Origin of the sequence: Halochromatium sp. (genome assembly GCF_046541315.1) — a bacterium.
In the GTDB taxonomy this organism is placed as follows: Bacteria; Pseudomonadota; Gammaproteobacteria; order Chromatiales; family Chromatiaceae; genus Lamprobacter.
Map to the genome: position 1 here is coordinate 1 of NZ_JBKHDN010000045.1, position 15,627 is coordinate 15,627.

At 64.4% G+C, this 15,627-nt stretch carries 17 protein-coding genes; 8 read left to right on the forward strand and 9 right to left on the reverse strand.

Annotated features, from left to right (window positions below; genetic code table 11):
* Positions 1-1,195, forward strand: a 1,195-nt coding sequence (locus tag ACLFQI_RS05005) for a 2-oxo acid dehydrogenase subunit E2 (RefSeq protein ID WP_410757778.1), incomplete at its 5' end; no start/stop codon positions are given.
* Positions 1,196-1,259: 64 nt separating this feature from the next.
* Positions 1,260-2,690: a dihydrolipoyl dehydrogenase gene (gene lpdA / locus ACLFQI_RS05010; protein ID WP_410757779.1), complete on the forward strand. Its 1,431-nt coding sequence runs from the start codon at positions 1,260-1,262 to the stop codon at positions 2,688-2,690.
* Between the two features lie 217 nt (positions 2,691-2,907).
* Here lpdA and ACLFQI_RS05015 read toward each other — a convergent pair whose 3' ends face one another.
* From ACLFQI_RS05015 to ACLFQI_RS05030, 4 genes are all read right to left on the reverse strand, one after another.
* Positions 2,908-3,276 carry a response regulator gene (locus ACLFQI_RS05015; RefSeq protein ID WP_410757780.1) on the reverse strand — a complete coding sequence of 123 codons (369 nt, stop codon included), beginning with the start codon at positions 3,274-3,276 and terminating at the stop codon, positions 2,908-2,910.
* 34 nt (positions 3,277-3,310) lie between these two features.
* Positions 3,311-4,117 (reverse strand): SDR family NAD(P)-dependent oxidoreductase, encoded by an 807-nt coding sequence (locus ACLFQI_RS05020; protein WP_410757781.1) that lies wholly within the window; start codon positions 4,115-4,117, stop codon positions 3,311-3,313.
* A gap of 94 nt (positions 4,118-4,211) precedes the next feature.
* Entirely contained in the window at positions 4,212-5,402 is a 1,191-nt protein-coding gene (locus ACLFQI_RS05025; protein WP_410757782.1) for a cation:proton antiporter, read from the reverse strand.
* Between the two features lie 165 nt (positions 5,403-5,567).
* Positions 5,568-6,089, reverse strand: coding sequence for a type 1 glutamine amidotransferase domain-containing protein (locus ACLFQI_RS05030; RefSeq protein WP_410757783.1), 522 nt, complete (start codon positions 6,087-6,089; stop codon positions 5,568-5,570).
* A 62-nt stretch (positions 6,090-6,151) separates the two neighbouring features.
* Between ACLFQI_RS05030 and ACLFQI_RS05035 the strand changes: the two genes are divergently transcribed.
* Positions 6,152-6,379 carry a ZIP family metal transporter gene (locus ACLFQI_RS05035; RefSeq protein ID WP_410757794.1) on the forward strand — a complete coding sequence of 76 codons (228 nt, stop codon included), beginning with the start codon at positions 6,152-6,154 and terminating at the stop codon, positions 6,377-6,379.
* A 152-nt stretch (positions 6,380-6,531) separates the two neighbouring features.
* Here the strand turns inward: ACLFQI_RS05035 and ACLFQI_RS05040 are convergent, their stop codons facing one another.
* From ACLFQI_RS05040 to ACLFQI_RS05055, 4 genes are all read right to left on the reverse strand, one after another.
* The gene (locus tag ACLFQI_RS05040) at positions 6,532-7,326 is read right to left on the reverse strand and encodes an Fpg/Nei family DNA glycosylase (protein ID WP_410757784.1); all 795 of its coding nucleotides are present in this window, start codon (positions 7,324-7,326) and stop codon (positions 6,532-6,534) included.
* Positions 7,327-7,627: 301 nt separating this feature from the next.
* Positions 7,628-8,422: a DUF2333 family protein gene (locus ACLFQI_RS05045; RefSeq protein WP_410757785.1), complete on the reverse strand. Its 795-nt coding sequence runs from the start codon at positions 8,420-8,422 to the stop codon at positions 7,628-7,630.
* Positions 8,423-8,518: 96 nt separating this feature from the next.
* Positions 8,519-10,600: a CocE/NonD family hydrolase gene (locus ACLFQI_RS05050; protein WP_410757786.1), complete on the reverse strand. Its 2,082-nt coding sequence runs from the start codon at positions 10,598-10,600 to the stop codon at positions 8,519-8,521.
* A 34-nt stretch (positions 10,601-10,634) separates the two neighbouring features.
* Positions 10,635-10,790: a hypothetical protein gene (locus ACLFQI_RS05055; RefSeq protein ID WP_410757787.1), complete on the reverse strand. Its 156-nt coding sequence runs from the start codon at positions 10,788-10,790 to the stop codon at positions 10,635-10,637.
* A gap of 203 nt (positions 10,791-10,993) precedes the next feature.
* Here ACLFQI_RS05055 and ACLFQI_RS05060 point away from each other — a divergent pair, with 203 nt between their 5' ends.
* From ACLFQI_RS05060 to ACLFQI_RS05080, 5 genes are all read left to right on the forward strand, one after another.
* The gene (locus ACLFQI_RS05060) at positions 10,994-11,158 is read left to right on the forward strand and encodes a hypothetical protein (RefSeq protein WP_410757788.1); all 165 of its coding nucleotides are present in this window, start codon (positions 10,994-10,996) and stop codon (positions 11,156-11,158) included.
* A 264-nt stretch (positions 11,159-11,422) separates the two neighbouring features.
* Positions 11,423-12,136 (forward strand): phosphoribosyltransferase, encoded by a 714-nt coding sequence (locus ACLFQI_RS05065; RefSeq protein WP_410757789.1) that lies wholly within the window; start codon positions 11,423-11,425, stop codon positions 12,134-12,136.
* A gap of 65 nt (positions 12,137-12,201) precedes the next feature.
* The gene (locus ACLFQI_RS05070) at positions 12,202-12,783 is read left to right on the forward strand and encodes a hypothetical protein (protein WP_410757790.1); all 582 of its coding nucleotides are present in this window, start codon (positions 12,202-12,204) and stop codon (positions 12,781-12,783) included.
* A gap of 29 nt (positions 12,784-12,812) precedes the next feature.
* Positions 12,813-13,121: a hypothetical protein gene (locus ACLFQI_RS05075; RefSeq protein ID WP_410757791.1), complete on the forward strand. Its 309-nt coding sequence runs from the start codon at positions 12,813-12,815 to the stop codon at positions 13,119-13,121.
* Between the two features lie 545 nt (positions 13,122-13,666).
* Positions 13,667-13,816, forward strand: coding sequence for a hypothetical protein (locus ACLFQI_RS05080; protein ID WP_410757792.1), 150 nt, complete (start codon positions 13,667-13,669; stop codon positions 13,814-13,816).
* Positions 13,817-13,920: 104 nt separating this feature from the next.
* Here the strand turns inward: ACLFQI_RS05080 and ACLFQI_RS05085 are convergent, their stop codons facing one another.
* Positions 13,921-15,117, reverse strand: coding sequence for a site-2 protease family protein (locus ACLFQI_RS05085; RefSeq protein WP_410757793.1), 1,197 nt, complete (start codon positions 15,115-15,117; stop codon positions 13,921-13,923).
* Between the last annotated feature and the right edge of the window lie 510 nt (positions 15,118-15,627).

Genomic DNA, 15,627 nt, shown 5'->3' on the forward strand with positions numbered 1-15,627 from the left:
GAATAAATCAGAGGCCAAGGAGCCCAGTGCCAAGGAGCCCAGTGCCAAGGAGCCCGGCGCCGATGAACAGACCGCTGAAACAGAGCAGCCTCCAGCAGAGGCCGGACGGTCTGCGACTGGCGGTGACGACGGGCAGCGGGACCAGGCGAGCCGCGACCGACCGGTGCCGGCCGCGCCATCCACCCGGAGGATCGCGCGCGAGCTCGACGTCGATCTTGCGGTGGTCGAAGGCAGTGGCCCCGGCGGTCGGGTGCTGGCTGAGGATGTGCGCACGTTTGCCGAGCGCCCGGAGCCGCAGGCGGCCGGCGAAGCGAGATCCACGACCGAAAGCAAGCCGCAACGACAGCGAGAAGAGCCGTCGGCGGAGGAGCCGCGAGAGGAGCCGTCAGCAGAGCCGCAAGACGAGTCGCCAAAGGCGCCCAAGGCAGGTCGCAAGCCGGCTGGCGAGCGCGGATACGCGCGACCGGATTTTTCCCGCTGGGGCGAGACCGAGCAGATCGCACTGCGCTCGATTCGCCGCACCACGGCGCGCGAGATGGCGCGCTCCTGGGCGCAGATCCCGCATGTGATGCACCAGGACACCGCCGACATCACGGCGCTGGAGCAGTTTCGCCAGGCCCACACCGCCGAGGTCGAGGACGCGGGCGGCAAACTGACGCTCACGGTGCTGGTGCTGAAGGCCCTGGTCGGCGCGCTGAAGGCCTATCCGCGCTTCAATGCGAGCCTCGACGAGGACGCTGGCAGCATCGTCATCAAGCGCTACTACAACATCGGCGTCGCCGTCGACACCGGCCAGGGTCTGCTGGTGCCGGTGGTGCACGATGTCGAGCGCAAGAGCGTCATCGAGCTCGCCGTCGAGCTGGTGCGCCTCAGCGAACGCGCTCGTGAGGCCAAGGCCGAGCGCGACGAGCTGCAAGGCGGCAGCTTCACGTTGACCAACGTTGGCGGCATCGGCGGGACCTTGTTCACACCGATCATCCGCCATCCGGAGGTCGCCATCCTCGGGCTCGGCCGGGCCTCGCTGCAACCAATTGCCGAGGGTGATCCCGCCGAGCCGACGTTGAGTGCCCAGCTTCGCCTGCCGCTGTGCCTCGGGTTCGATCATCGCGTCAACGACGGTGCCGATGCCGCGCGCTTCGTCAACCGAATCATAGCCGCGCTGCAGGATCCTGAACGCCTGCTACTAACGGCTTGAGCAAGCAAGCCGCCGTATCGTGATCGAGCTGTCGCGATCGCGGTGGCGCGATGGAGGTATCGAGATGGTGATGGGCGATCTGCCGGTCGAGACCCAGGTGCTAGTGCTAGGCGCTGGGCCGGGTGGGTACGCAGCCGCATTCCGGGCGGCTGATCTCGGGCTGGATGTGACCTTGGTGACCGATGAGCCAGTGCTTGGCGGCGTCTGCCTGCAGCGTGGCTGTATCCCGTCCAAGGCGTTGTTGCAGGCCGCCGAGACTGCGTTCATCGCAGCCGAGGCCGAGGCGATGGGGCTCAGCGTCGGCGAGCTGCGGTGGGATCTCGAGCGGCTGCGTGGCTGGAAGGATGGCATCGTCGAGCGTCTGACGAAGGGCCTTGCCGGGCTCTGCGAGCACCGTGGCATCCAGCGCATCCAGGGCCGGGGGCGTTTCGCCGGGCCGCGGCGGCTGCTGCTCTCGGCGTCCGAGTACTCGAGCATCGATTTCGAGCAGGCGATCATCGCCACCGGCTCGCAGCCGCTCTCGCCTCCGGGACTGGAGATGAGCCCGCAGGGGCGGATCATGGACTCGAGCGGCGCCCTGACGCTGCCCGACATCCCCGAGCGGCTGCTGGTGGTCGGTGGTGGCTATGTCGGCCTTGAGCTTGGCAGCGTCTATGCTGCGCTAGGCGCGCGGGTCAGCCTGGTCGAACAGACCGAGCAATTGCTGCCGGGCACCGACCCGGAGCTGGTTGCGCCGCTGCACAAGCAGATCAAGGAGCGGTTCGAGTCCATCGCGCTGGAGACAAGTGTGCGGGCGGCCGAGGAGCGACAAGACCAGGTGGCCGTCAGGCTCGAGGACGCCGACGGCTCGCGCGAGCAGTCGTTCGATCGCGTATTGGTCGCGATCGGGCGCCGCCCGAGCATTGGCGACCTCGGGCTTGATGAGGCCGGGGTCGAGACCGACGACCAAGGCTTCATCAAGGTCGACGCCGAACGGCGCACGAAGGCCGATCGGATCTTCGCCGTTGGCGATGTCGCGGGCGGCCAGCAGCTCGCGCATGAGGCCATGCACGAGGGCAGGGTGGCGGCCGAGGTGATCGCCGGGCGGCCGGCCGCCTTCGATGCCCGGGCCATCCCAGCGGTGATCTACACCGATCCGCAGATCGCCTGGTGCGGACTCACTGCGGCACAGGCCGAGCAGCAGGGACGCGAGGTCGCCGTCACCCGCTTTCCTTGGCAGGGTGCGGCTCGGGCGCTGAGCCTGGGTACTGAGGCCGGTCTTACCAAACTCATCATTGACCCCGGCAGCGGCCTCGTCCTTGGCGCCGGGTTCGTCGGGCGCGGCGCCGAGGGGCTGATCGCTGAGGCCGTATTGGCGATTGAGATGGGCGCGCTTGCCGAGGATCTGGCGCGCACCATCCATCCCCATCCAACGCTCTCGGAGACGTTCGGCGAAGCCGCCGAGCTATTCTCGGGGGACAGCCTCCATTGGCTGGGCGGCGGCAAGGGAAGGTGACGCCTAGAGAGCGTCGCGGTGCATTTGGCTGTGCCTCTGGTGCAGTGCAGTCATCACCGAGGTAGATCGCCGCAGAGCCGATCGACCAGCTTAAGCCCCGTTGCTGAGAGCGACAGTACTCAGCACTCATGGATGATGGCTGAGCATTCGCTGGTCGTGGGGTGAGGCCGATGTTCTTATCCCGGTCTTGGTCCCCCTTGTGTGCCGGTCTGCTTGGCTAGGGTGGATTGGCCGAGTCGCTTTTCAATGCCTCCTCCAGCTCAGTGAAGAGGAAGGGCTTCTGCATCACGGTCTCGACGCCGATCGCGGCCAGGCGTGGTGCAATCTCATCGAGCAGCTCCGGGAATCCGCTCATCAGGATGGCCTGCGGCATCTGGCGCTGCGCATGGAGCTGCTCAAGCACATCGATCCCGTAGATGTCGGGCATCAGAAAATCGATGACGATGGCATCAAAATCCTGCCGCCGACAACAGATCGCGGCGACGCGGCCGTCATAAGCGGCTGCGACCTTATGCCCGCGCAGCCTGAGATGCTCGACCAGACTATTGGCGAGGATGTGGTTGTCTTCGGCGACAAGAATCTTCATGAAGCACACTGCGTAGGAATCGAGGCCGTTGCATTCAGCGCGCGGTATAGCCGCCGTCGATCACCAGCTCGCTGCCGGTCACGAATTTGGACTCATCGCTCGCGAGGTATAGGACACCATGAGCGATGTCGTCCGGCTCGCCCACATGGCCAATGGGATGCAGCGCGTCGAGCTGCTGGCGATAGGCCTCGATGCCTTGGTCGGAATCCTTCGCCAGTGCCTCGACCAGTGGGGTCCAGATGAAGCCTGGATGGATCGAATTGACCCGGATGCCCTCGCCCGCGTAGAGCAGCGCATCGGTCTTGGTCATGAGCCTGACCGCGCCTTTGGAGGCATGGTAGGAGGGGATGTCCGGTGCGCCGATGATCCCGTAGATCGATGACAGGTTGACGATGCTGCCGCCGCCGAGGCGACGCATGTAAGGGATGACATGCTTGGTACAGAGGAAGACGCCCTTGACGTTGATGTCCTGCACCTGCTGCCACTCGGCCTCAGTGAGCTGATCGGTCGGTTTGTCGGTGCCAGAGATGCCCGCATTGTTGACCAGCACCTGGGGTGCTCCAAGCGCCTCGTCGATCTCGGCGAAGACCTGCTCGACTGATTCCTCACTGGCAACGTCGAGATGCCAGTAGCGGGCCTCGCCGCCTTGGTCGCGGATCGTGCTGGCGAGCGCCTCACCCTCGTCATCCTGGATATCGGTCACCGCAATCCGGGCGCCCTCGGTGGCGAGCCGGGAACAGGTCGCGCGGCCAATGCCGTGGCTGCCGCCGGTGACGATCGCTGTTTTACCGCTGATGCGCTGCATGCTGTTGCTCCTGTGGTCGGTGGGTTGGGTCTGCATCGGTTGCTCTTATTGGAAGTGAAGCATCTTGCGTGCCGATCGATGGATGCGCTTGACCCAATCAGCAGGAGGCGATCAGCAGCGCAGTGCGCACTCAGGCGTGTGCCTCACCGGCGCGACGCAGCGCGAAGCGGGCTGCGACGGGGCCGATCAGCTCGAAGACCACGGTTGTACCGAGCACTGTAGGCAGGATCAGGTTCTCAAGCGGTGGGAAGGCATGGGCGGCGACCAGCGCCAAGCCCAAGGCGACCCCGGCCTGCGGCAGGACCGCGAGACCGATCCAGTTGTAGATGCGCGGCGGAGCACCGCTGACCCGTCCTCCAAGCTGCGCGCCGAGATACAGCCCAGCGGCGCGTGTCAGGATATAGACGGCACCGATCAAACCGACCGCGGTGAGGGCGTCGAGATGCAACGAGGCGCCGGCAAGCAGGAAGAACAGGATCAGGTAGGGCCACTCGATCCCTTCGATGGCCTGGAACGGGCGCTTGTGATGGGCCGCGAAACTCGATACGAAGGCGCCGAGCGTCATACAGGCGAGGATGTAGGAGACCTCAGCCCAGAGCGCGAGTCCGGCGCACAGCAGCACGAACCCGAGCGCCTCGGCCTGGGTCGGCTCGCCGCGGGTGATGCGCCCGCTCAGATAGGCCATCGGTGCGGCGAGCAAGGCGCCGAGTGCCAAGGCGCCGAACAGCTCCCAGCTCGCCGAGCCCAGCACACCCAGCGAGCCGCTGTCGCCAGCGATGCGCTCGGCAATACTCAGCAGCAGGCTGAACAGGATGATGCCCCAGCCATCGTCGATGGCGACGATGCCGAGCAGGGTGTCGGTGAATTCGCCCTCGGCCTCGATCTCATGGACGACGTCGAAGGTGGCCGCTGGCGCGGTGGCTGGGGCGATGCCGGCCAGCAGCAGTGCGGCCTCGAGCTGCACCCCGAGCAGCAGCAGGCCGCCAAACACACAGGCCGAGGCGAGGATCACCTTGCTCGTCGACAGGATCAGCACTCGCCGACCCAGTCGGCGCAAGTTCTCGGGACGGATCGTCTGCCCGATCAGGAATCCGATCATCGCCAGTGCCAGTTTGGTCAGGATCGGAAACCACTGCTCGGTGAAGGCCGGCAGCAGATCCAACACCTCGGGTCCAACCAACAGCCCGGCGAGCAGCAGCAGCGTGACCCGCGGCAAGGGCGTGCGCCGACCGAGCAGATCGGCGAACAACCCGATCAGGAAGATCCCGCCGATGGTGAGCAGGATCGGCACCGCATCATTGGCACTACCGGCATCCGTCATGTCTGTGTGCTCATCTGATTGATGACCAGAGACTGTGATGCAGCTTGCTGGCCCATGAAACGGTGATCAGGCTCGGTCATCGGTTCCTCCGCTGTTGCTGCGACTGTCGGGTGCTATCCACCACCGATCGGGTGATTTGCCCGGCGACCGATTGCATGAGGACCCTCAGCTCAGCTGAGCGATCAGGGCCTGGCAGAACATCGGCAGGTCGCCCGGATGTCGGCTCGAGATCAGCGGGCCGTCGACGACCACTGCCTGGTCCTCCCAGTCGGCGCCGGCATTCGTCAGATCGTCCTGGATCGATGGTGTGGAGGTCACACGCCGGCCGCGCACGATGCCGGCCGAGATCGGTACCCAGCCGGCGTGGCAGATGAAGGCGATGGGCCGCTCCAAGGCCGCGACGCCCCGCACCAGCTCGAGCAGCGCCTGGTCCCGACGCATCCGATCGGGGGCATAGCCGCCCGGTATGATCAGCGCATCGAGCGCGTCCGGGCGGACTGAGCCGACAGCTTCCTCAGCGTCAGCGCTCAGGCCATGCTTGCCCCGATAGGTCGTCTTGGCCGTGCCGATGAGCTGGGTCTGCGCGCCCGCTTCGCGCATCCGAATCAGTGGATACCAAAGCTCCAGGTCTTCGAAGAGATGTTCGACGAGGACCCCAATGGTCCGGTTACTGAGCTCGTTTGCCATGCATCCTCCAGCGAAGGGTCAGTTTGGCTAGGAAAAGGCACGGATGATGCCAAACGCCTCTGATCTATTACGCAACCGGCAGCCGCTGGCAGGCGTTTGGCTGGTCCGCGCTCTCAGGGCTGTCCGAGCCGCTCGGTGCGCTGCTCGGCCTGTTGATCTTGTCGGGCTTTTGGTCGCAGGCCCTGCTCGGCGTCTCCTTGGCGGCCGTTGCCGGGATCATGATCTTCATCTCGTTCGACGTCCTGCTGCCATCGGCCGAGACCTATGGTGAGCACCATCCGACAGTCTAGGCGCTGATTGCTGGCATGGGGGTGATGGCGCTGAGTCTGCTACTGCTCTGAGTGCTGTGCGCTGGGCTAAAGCCCTCTTCCTACACCCGGGTTACTACGCCGAGATCCTGAGGCTTGGTGGTGAGACGCACGATGACTGGCCCTTTTTGAGCTCATTGGCTGTTCGAGGGTTGGCAATTGGGACAGAGGTAAGAGGTCCTGCCACAGGCCTTGAGCCTGCTGATGGTGCCGTCGCAGCGGGGACAGGTCGCGTCCGCTTCGCGGTGCGGCAGTAAGAAGTCGTCCGGCATACGCCGCGGATCGGCGTCTGCCTTGATACTGATTTCTAGAACCTCGGAGCGGGCGGCGAAGAGCTTGCGAAGCGCCTCGTCATTGAGGTCAGAAAGCTTGGTCTTTGGATGCATCCGGGCGCGGTAGAGGATCTCATCCGAGTAGACGTTGCCCAGACCGGCTAGGCTTTGCTGGTTCATTAGCCAGCACTTAACACTCCCACGACGACCCTTGGCGAGTTCGAGAAACCTGTCCTGATCCAATCCCAGTGCGTCAACTCCAAGCTCGCGCTTGGCGATGAAGTCGTCGGGATTATCGGTCAAGGTGACGAGCCCGAGCTTCCGGGGTGCGACGTAGGCGACGCAGGAGCCGTCGTCGAGCTCGAGACTGAAGTCGGTATGCGCCGGCGCCTCCTGCGCACAGTCGAACGGCTCGAGACGGCCGGTCATGCCGAAATGCAGCACCAGCCATTGATCCGAATCGAGCCCTAGGAACAGGAACTTGCCATGGCGGCGAGCGCGCTGCAGGCGGCACCCGTCCAGCTCCCGGCCTAGAGATTGCGCTGAGACGCCCTCCAGGATCTCGGGCTCCGGCGCGTGCACATGCTGAATCCTGCCGCCGACGGCCCATCTGTCGATACGCTGGCGATAGACTTCGACGTCAGGAAGCTCGGGCATCATTCAACCTCAGCTCCATCAGGACGAACGTTGGAAGGGCGCTCGAATCATTGAGTGACATAAAAGCGGCCTCGGCATTTCCAAAGCGAGACAGGAGACACCAACGCAGGGTAAGGCGAAACGCGCTCGATACCTTGCAGCTTGGTTAAGCAAGTTTTTTGCCAAGAGCAGAGGGCAGGCGGTGTGCCTGAAGGCCATGCCTTGCGGCAGGCGGTGTGCCAGGATGCCGCGGTCACCGACGGGGCGCCGCTCGCCGGGTGGGGCGAATTTTGGTCCAGCGAGTGCAACCTCGAGCTTGCCGTCAGCGAGCGACTTCGCCACTCGGCAGCGAGCGCGCCGCGTCAAGGATCGGGTCGAAGGTCGCCGACATCATCGCCGCAATGTTGCGGGCGTGGTTGACCAGCCAGAGGCTGTCGTCGGCGCCATTGAGGACGATCGGCGGATACAGTTGCGAGACCCGGTACAGGGCATCGATGGCCTTGTCGAGCCCCTCAAGCGCGTCCTCGTCGAAGTCCAGCCCATAGGCGGAGCGGATGACCGACAGGGTGTCGGCTGTGACAGCCGAGGCGCAGATGGACGAGTACACCCTGAGGCGACGCTGCTCGGGCGGCACCGTTTCGGCATCGTTCAAGCGCGAATAGATCTTGTCCATCGCCCCGTTCTGGCCGCCAAGCTCGGCCAGCAGTGCAGCCAAGTCGTCCGGGCGCACGTTGCTGGTGGCGTTACCGGCTCGTAGGTCGCTGACGTATTCATTGAAGTCCTTCAAGCCGAGATTGTACTCGTGCTCCGAGTCGGCACCACCGAGCCAGGAGATCCCCCAGCGACGGTGGTCGTAGTTGAACTTCTTGACGGCGTTGGTCAACCGAGGGTCGTCTTGAGACGATCCGCCGGTGCGCGCCGTGCGGTCGGCGAAGACCTCGAAGGTCTCGGTGGCCACATACCAGATGCCGCCCGGCTCGCCGTCGATGCTAGCCGCACAGGCCGCGTTTCGTTCGAAGAGGATCACCAAATCATTCGGGGCCCAGCCACCCTGCTCTTCGAGACGCTGCCGGAACTGATAGGTGATGGCCTCGGCGAGCAACGCGCCCTTCTCCACGCACTAGCGCATGGGAACGGTCGGTCTGGATCTTTTCAACAACCTTCTTTGCCTTGTCTCCGGCGTGGGCAGCAATTCCTGATTTGACGTCTGGCGCTAGACGAGGTCGCGCTCGATGCGATAGTCCCAGTTGCGGGAGTAGACCCGCTTGTCATGCTCCCAAGCGTCGAGTTCGGCGATCAGGTAGAAGAATTTGCTGTCGGAGGTGAGTCGGGTCCGCGTTCGGGTGCGGATGCGCCATTCGCCGCGGGTGAGCGAGCGCTCCCAGAGGGTCTCTCCGTAGGGCGAATCGAACTCGTCCTTGTAGTAGCTGTACCACTCGAGGGCCTTGGTGCTGTCGGTCAGGTTTGGGCCAGAGAGGTGGCGCTCGCCCTGGTCGTTGATAACCTCCAGTGTTGAGACATCGGTCTCGAGATCGCGGATGACCCGCCAGCTGTGTTGGCTGGGGCTCAGCATCTGGCTGGCCGAGGGTGCCGCACCTTCGGCGGGTCCGAAGTGGCCTGTTTCGGCGTCGTCGGTGGCCGGCGGTCTTGCGGGAAGGGTTAGCATGCTGCTGCCTGAGTAGACGCTCAGGCCGACCGATTCCGGGGCGGGCCAGGCCATCGGCCAATAGGAGGACGATACCGCGATGCGCAGGCGGTGGCCGGCTGGGAACGCGTAACCGATGTTGTTGAGATCCACGCGGACGCGGTAACGCCTGCCTGGCTCCAGCGGCGTTGGCGCATCGCTGGAATCGCGGTGGGTCAGGTTGAGCAGGCCGAAGGTCACCCGGGTGGCCTTGTTGTCGGGGGCGATGTCGGAGAGCCGCACTGCCACCATGGCGACGGGACGGTCCGCCGACAGCTCGAGTAAGATGCTCGGATTCCCCAGGATCTCCAGTGGCTCCTTGAGTGGCGACGAGTCGTAGGTCAGTGCTCCGCCGTCCTCTTGGCGCTGGTCGTGGGGCAGATCGGGAGCCGCAGCATAGGAGCACCATTTACCGGCAAACAGGCCGAGCCCGAGTGGCGAGTGCAGGTACTGCGATGCCTCATTGGGCTCGGGTTTGGGCTCGGCCCAAGGCTCAAACCGGGGCTCGAACCGGCGCTCAATGTCGTTCTCGGCCGTTTCGGGGAGTAACTGATGCGGGGCCAGGCGCAGCCTCAGCGGCAGGATGCGCGCCGAGGGCCAGCTGCGTTCTCCCACCCAGCGGCCCGGACGCTGCCGGTAGTGGGTCGTGGGAGGAACGCTCTCCTGCATCCAGGCGCGCAGCATCGGCTCCTGCATCACACCGGTGTCGGTGCCTTTGAGCCAATGGTCCCACCAGCGCAGGGCCTCCTGCAGGAAACCGATGGCCGGGCCGGGCACGCCGAGATGCGGATATTTGTGCGACCAGGGACCGACGATGCCGAGGCGCGGCACCTCGAGGTTCGCGAGCATCCGGAAGACGGCATTGGTGTAGCCATCGGCCCAGCCGCTGACCAGCATCACCGGGCAGCGAAGCGCGCTGTAGTCCTCGCAGATCGAGGCGTGGCGCCAATAGGCGTCGCGACGCTGATGGCGCAGCCATTGCTCCAGCCAGAGACCGCTGTGCTCAAGGCGCTGCATCCAGATCTCGCGCCAGTGCGATCCAACCAGCTCCGGATCGGGCGGCAGCGCGTTGTAGGCGAACATGGTCGAGGCCCAGGACAGATTGTCCCCGAGCAGGCAGCCGCCCATGTGGTGGACATCATCGGCATAACGGTCATCGCTCGAGGCAACGCTGATCACGGCCTTGAGTGCCGGCGGTTGCAGCGCGGCCAGCTGCAGTCCATTGAACCCGCCCCACGAGATGCCGATCATCCCGACATGGCCGTCGCACCAGGGCTGCTCCGCGATCCAGCGGATCACCTCGAGGCCATCGTCGAGCTCCTGCTGTAGGTACTCGTCCTGCAGCAAGCCTTCGGAGTCACCGCTGCCGCGCAGGTCGACCCGCACCGCGGCGTAGCCGTGGCCGGCGAAGTAGGGGTGGATGGTCTCATCGCGCAGCCGGATCGAATCGCGCTTGCGGTAGGGGATGTACTCCAGGATCGCCGGCACCGGGTTCTGCTCGGCATCCTCGGGCAGCCAGATTCGCGCGGAGAGACGCGTTCCGTCCGCCATCTTGATCCAGACGTGCTCGAGATCGACGACCGGGTTGGGGAACTCCGTAATCGTTTGCAATGGAACCTCCTTACTGCGAAAACTCGACCTCTATTTAACGGCTGAGCCTGAGTGGCAGTGCGTCGACAATGCCATAGACCTGCGCCTTGCCGCGATGGACATAGCCGGAGACCGTACCCTGGCAATGATCGGCATTGCGAACGGCGCGGAGCTGCAGCAGATTGAAGCGGATTGACGACAGTTTCAGCAAGCTTGATGCCACAAGGCTTTGGCCCGGTCAGCTCGCTGCTCAGCCCCCACATTCGTCGACCCAGCGGTGTCATTGCCCCTCCCGTTAGTGGTAATCCACCGGCATTGCTTGCCGTTACAGCTTCGCGGTCGCCCTGTAGGTGCCGCCGAGGAAGCCCCCGCACCGCGGGTCGCCGACACGGAGTGAGTGCGAACCACGCCATCATGCCCGTGCCGCTGGCAGGTGCCGGCCTGTTCGGCCTGCAGATCGGGATTGCGGTCCCCGTCGCCACGCTGGCGCTGTACATCATCTTCGGCGCCGTGCTAGACGCCGTTTATGGGGCGCCACCGCATTACGTCCACGGGCACGCAGCTGTTACGTCGCTCTGAGTCCGGTGCGGAAGGTCGCTTCGCATGGCGGTGAGCCATGGGTGCTCGGTCTCTCAGGCGCAGCAGGTTGAGCGACGATAGGCATCGCGGTCGATTCAGGTATCGAGTTTGCAAATAGGTGTTTGCTAATAGCTTGTTCACGAATTGCTAGCCACCGCTATAGCGGCTCGTCGTCTGCACTGCGCAGCGGCCAAGCGCGCGGTCAATATCAGCGAGCGCAGAACGCCAGTTTCCCGATGGAGGGGTCGAATGCCGAGCAGCCGAATGCCGACCAGCAAAGAATCCGCAATGGACCCGATGTTCGAGGACCGTTTCGAGGCGGGATGGCGGTTGGCGGATGCATTAAGCGATTATCGCGACCGGCGCAACTGCCTGGTGCTGGGGATTCCCAACGGTGGGGTGGCCGTCGCTGCCGAGGTTGCGCGCCGCCTGCGCGCTCCGTTGGACGTAGTGATCGCCCAGACGCTACGCGCGCCACAAGAGCCTGTAGTGACGATAGGCATGATCGCCAGCGGCGGCATTCGCGTGCTGAACGAACGCGTGTTGCGCGCATTATCGCTCTCGAGCGAGGAGGTCGATCGTGTTACCGAGGATGAGCGTCGACGCCTGCAGCGCCGCGAGGATCTGCATCGGAACCACAAAGCGGCGCTGCCGGTGACCGGGCGTTGCGTCCTGCTGATTGATAACGGCGCCGCGACCGGGACCAGCGTGCAGGTTGCCGCCCGCGCGGTTGTGGCGCAGCGGCCGATGGAGCTGGCGGTCGCGTTGCCAGTGGTCTCGCCCGAGGCGCTCGGGTGTATCGGCGAACTTGCCGATCGTGTCATCCATCTGAGCGCGCCGCAGCCCTTTGTCGCGATCGAGCAGTCGTACCTGGCCTTCCCGCGTTTGACCGACGAGGAGGTACGCCACTTACTGGCCGAAACGAACGCGCACGTCAACACTGTTCGAGGTGAGCGCCCGAACGGGGGAGTGCTGTGAGCAGCGGTGGCGATGGACGAGCATCCCAGCCAGCGGATATCGGGCAGACGGCTGCGAATGCTTCCGTGAGCGCGGAGCAGCTACCGCGGACGCCAGAGACCGCGCGCCTGCTGCGCTTCGAGACCTTCCGCGATCTCTATTTCGCGGAGCGCTCGCGGCGCGAGAGCATACGCGCCAGCATTGGCATCCCGGCCGCCGGACTCTCGTTCGCGCTCTTCGCCTTCCTCACGCTGAGCAGCCATCTCGAGATCAGGCTGCTGCAGGAGGCGCATCCGCCGTCGATTGCGATGACCGCCCTCGCGCTCGCGGCCATGTTCGTGCTGTTCGTGTCGGTCTGGCATGGTTTCCGCGCCGAATGGCGTTTCGTCTACAGCGAGCCGCCGGACCTCGAGGAATTCCTGCGGCTTGAGCGCGAGATCCATCGTCGCGGTGCCGCAGACGACCAGGCCGCATTGCAGCGGGAGGTCGAGGCGCAGACGCGTGATCTGCTGACGGCATCCTACTACGTGGCCTACCAGCGCTATGTCGCCGGCAACACCCACAGTGCCCGTCAGCGCGCCTGGGCGTTGCGGCTGGTCTTCGTCGGCGTGCTGCTGCTCTTCTTGAGTGCTGCACTGTTGCCTTTTCATCTCGCCGCGTCCGGTTAACGGGCGGACGCTCCAATGCGGGTGGCATGATGAGCTTTCGACCAATCGGGGTCCTTCCCTACATCCGCACGTTGCGGCTGAACTACCTCTCCGAACTGTCGGATCGGGTGCAAGCTCGATTGCGTGAGCACTCAAAGGTACAGAGTGTCGACGAGGACCGCTGGGCAGAGCGACTCGATCTCAGTATCGCGCCGCGGCTTTCTCTGGTCGATGAGGAGAGTGCCTCACTGATTACCGGCGCGGAGCGCGCCTACCTCGAGCAGACCAACGGCAGCGACTCCGACGCCGGTGACTCCGGCGCGAAGGAGCAGACCGGCTCTGCTGACGACATCCATTAGGCGATTGATAGAAACCGCCTTGGAGGAGGCCCAAATGAGTTCCGGGTGTTTTGAGCCATGTCGGGTTCATTTGCCGTTCGCGCCGAGCGGGAGGGGAGATGCGCACAGCAGCAACAGCGGGGATAAGGGAGGAGATAAGGGAGGACTGAAAGTTGCTACATCTGCATCGATCCGGGAGCAGAGGTCCCCGGGCACCTGATCGATCCGACGCTCAAGGAGTCAATGTGCCATGAGAAAAACCGCATCGGCCGCGCGAGATGCCACTGAAGGCCTGCAAACGGGAACGCAGCTGCAAGCTCAAGCTCGAGCCCAAACCAACATCGTCCAGCTCGAGCGCTATCGCGCAGCGCGACTCGACGAATCTGTCTCAGCCGTTCGCCATCGTCTCAGCGAGTTGCAGCGCGCGCGCATTCAGGCGGAGCTGAGTGCAGGGCGCCTGCTACGGGAGCTGGCCGCGTTGCAGCGCGAGCTCAGGGCCTGCCGCGCGCGGATGGTCGACTGTGGCGTCATCGATGAGGGCGCGCGGTGAGTGTCGTCGGCGGTGAGTGTCTCGACGTCTCTTCGACGAGCTTGCCCGTCTGAACCGCGACATGGGCGGTACCTATGGCGCCTGGGGCATGCCCGCGAGTATCCGAGCCGGCGCGCGCGACGCCTTTCCGGCCATCAATATCAGCACTTGGCCTATGGCCTGCTGAGTCGTTGTCAGGCGCTCTCCTGGAAGGCACCGCCTGGAATGCAATGCACCGGCCGATTCGCTCGGCCGGTCGACATCCTCCGGATGACCGCGCCTCAGCCGCCTTCAACCGCGAACCGGTAGCTCGGGTTCATGGGCCGCGCCGCGCTGCAACGACAGCCAGGTGAGTAGGTCCTCGCGGCTCACCAAGCCGACCAAATGCCCGTCCTTCACCACCGGCATCTGATTGATGCCGCTGACCGCGAGACGGTTCATCACCGCACTGGCGGATTCATCTGGTGCCGCAACATGGAGCTGCTCGCGTGCTGTCATGATGGTCGAGATGGACGTTTCGCTGCGTTTTGACGGCTCGAGCTTACGGATGTCGGCCAAGCAAACCAGGCCCTGCAGACGATCGCCGTCATCGACCACGGGAAACGCGCGTTGATGTCGGCCGAGCAAGTGCTCATCGATCATTGCCTGGACGCTGATCTCGGGGGTAACTGTGGTCAAGTCGCGCTGCATCACGCGGGTAACCGGAATCCTGCCGAGCCCCTGTTCGGTCTCGAGACGGCGGTAGCTCATGATCGCGGCATTGCTCAGGAACCAGCCGATCAGCGCCAGCCACAGCCCGCCAAGGGGGCCGGAGCCGAAGACCGGTACGGTGACCCCGAAGATCATCGCGAAGCCGCTCGCGATCAGCAGCAAGCCGAAGGCCTGGCCAGCCGCCGCGGCCCAGCGCGTGGCGCGTAGCAGGTCGCCACTCATTCCCCAGAGCACCGCTCGCAGCACACGCCCGCCGTCGAGGGGGAAGCCCGGTACCAGATTGAACAGGCCGAGCACGATGTTGACCGACCCGAGCCAGAAGAAGACGGTGGCCACGGGGCCCAGACTGGAGAGCAATTCCATCGGTTTCTGCGGGTCCGCTTCGATCGGAGCGGCCAAGGCCCCGGCGAGGTAGAGGAAGCCGAAGCCGAGCGCGAGACTGGTGATCGGGCCGGCGATGGCCATGCCGAGCTCGTCCTTCCAGGTGCGTGGCTCGCCTTCCATCTGCGCCATGCCGCCGAACACGAACAACGTAATGCGCGGTACCGAGATACCGAGCCGGCGGCCGACTACCGCATGCGAGAGCTCGTGCAGCAGGACCGACGCCAGGAATAGAAGCGCCGCGGTGACCGCCGTGATGAGAATCATCAGCTGGCTCCAGTCCGGGTGCCAAGTGGGCAATACCCCAGCGGCGAGGGTGAAGCTGATCAAGATGAAGATGATCAGCAAACTCCAGTCGAGTGTGACCTCGATACCGGCAATGCGACCAAGACGCAAGCCTTGCGATCCCGGTCTCCGCGATCTTGAAAGACTGGACTGAGCCGCGTTAGGACTGATGTTCGAATGGTTGTTCATGTGCGTTGCAGCAGGGCGTCAGTCGGTGCGTCGTCCAGGTTATTGAAGGACTCGGCGGAACCGGTCAGGATCTCGGGAATCGGCCGGGCCATTGGGTGCTCTCCTATCGGCTGCTTCATGGTAAGGCGAAAGGCGCTAGAGACCTTATCGCGTGGTTAAGCAAGTTTTTTGCCAAGAGGAGGGATCAGGTGGTGAGCCTGGAACAGGTCGCCATTGAGTGAGGCAGACCACCGGCCTCCAGGATGAGCAACTGCACAAGCTCCGCGAGCGTTTCGACGCGATCAAGGAGAAGGTGCACAGACAGCTCTTTCGCTAGCATGCATTAGCATGCTGAAGCAAACTCAAGCCCACCTTCTGGTGGGGCTCTCAGTAAGTGCGATACAAGCGCGCATGCGATGTCAACTGCTCTATTTAGGATCACGCGTTTCCCTC

Coding starts and splice junctions, on each gene's coding strand:
- lpdA (WP_410757779.1), top strand. CDS start 1,260: ATGGTGATGGGCGATCTGCCGGTCGAGACCCAGGTGCTAGTGCTAGGC.
- ACLFQI_RS05015 (WP_410757780.1), bottom strand. CDS start 3,276: ATGAAGATTCTTGTCGCCGAAGACAACCACATCCTCGCCAATAGTCTG.
- ACLFQI_RS05020 (WP_410757781.1), bottom strand. CDS start 4,117: ATGCAGACCCAACCCACCGACCACAGGAGCAACAGCATGCAGCGCATC.
- ACLFQI_RS05025 (WP_410757782.1), bottom strand. CDS start 5,402: ATGACGGATGCCGGTAGTGCCAATGATGCGGTGCCGATCCTGCTCACC.
- ACLFQI_RS05030 (WP_410757783.1), bottom strand. CDS start 6,089: ATGGCAAACGAGCTCAGTAACCGGACCATTGGGGTCCTCGTCGAACAT.
- ACLFQI_RS05040 (WP_410757784.1), bottom strand. CDS start 7,326: ATGCCCGAGCTTCCTGACGTCGAAGTCTATCGCCAGCGTATCGACAGA.
- ACLFQI_RS05060 (WP_410757788.1), top strand. CDS start 10,994: ATGCCCGTGCCGCTGGCAGGTGCCGGCCTGTTCGGCCTGCAGATCGGG.
- ACLFQI_RS05065 (WP_410757789.1), top strand. CDS start 11,423: ATGCCGACCAGCAAAGAATCCGCAATGGACCCGATGTTCGAGGACCGT.
- ACLFQI_RS05075 (WP_410757791.1), top strand. CDS start 12,813: ATGAGCTTTCGACCAATCGGGGTCCTTCCCTACATCCGCACGTTGCGG.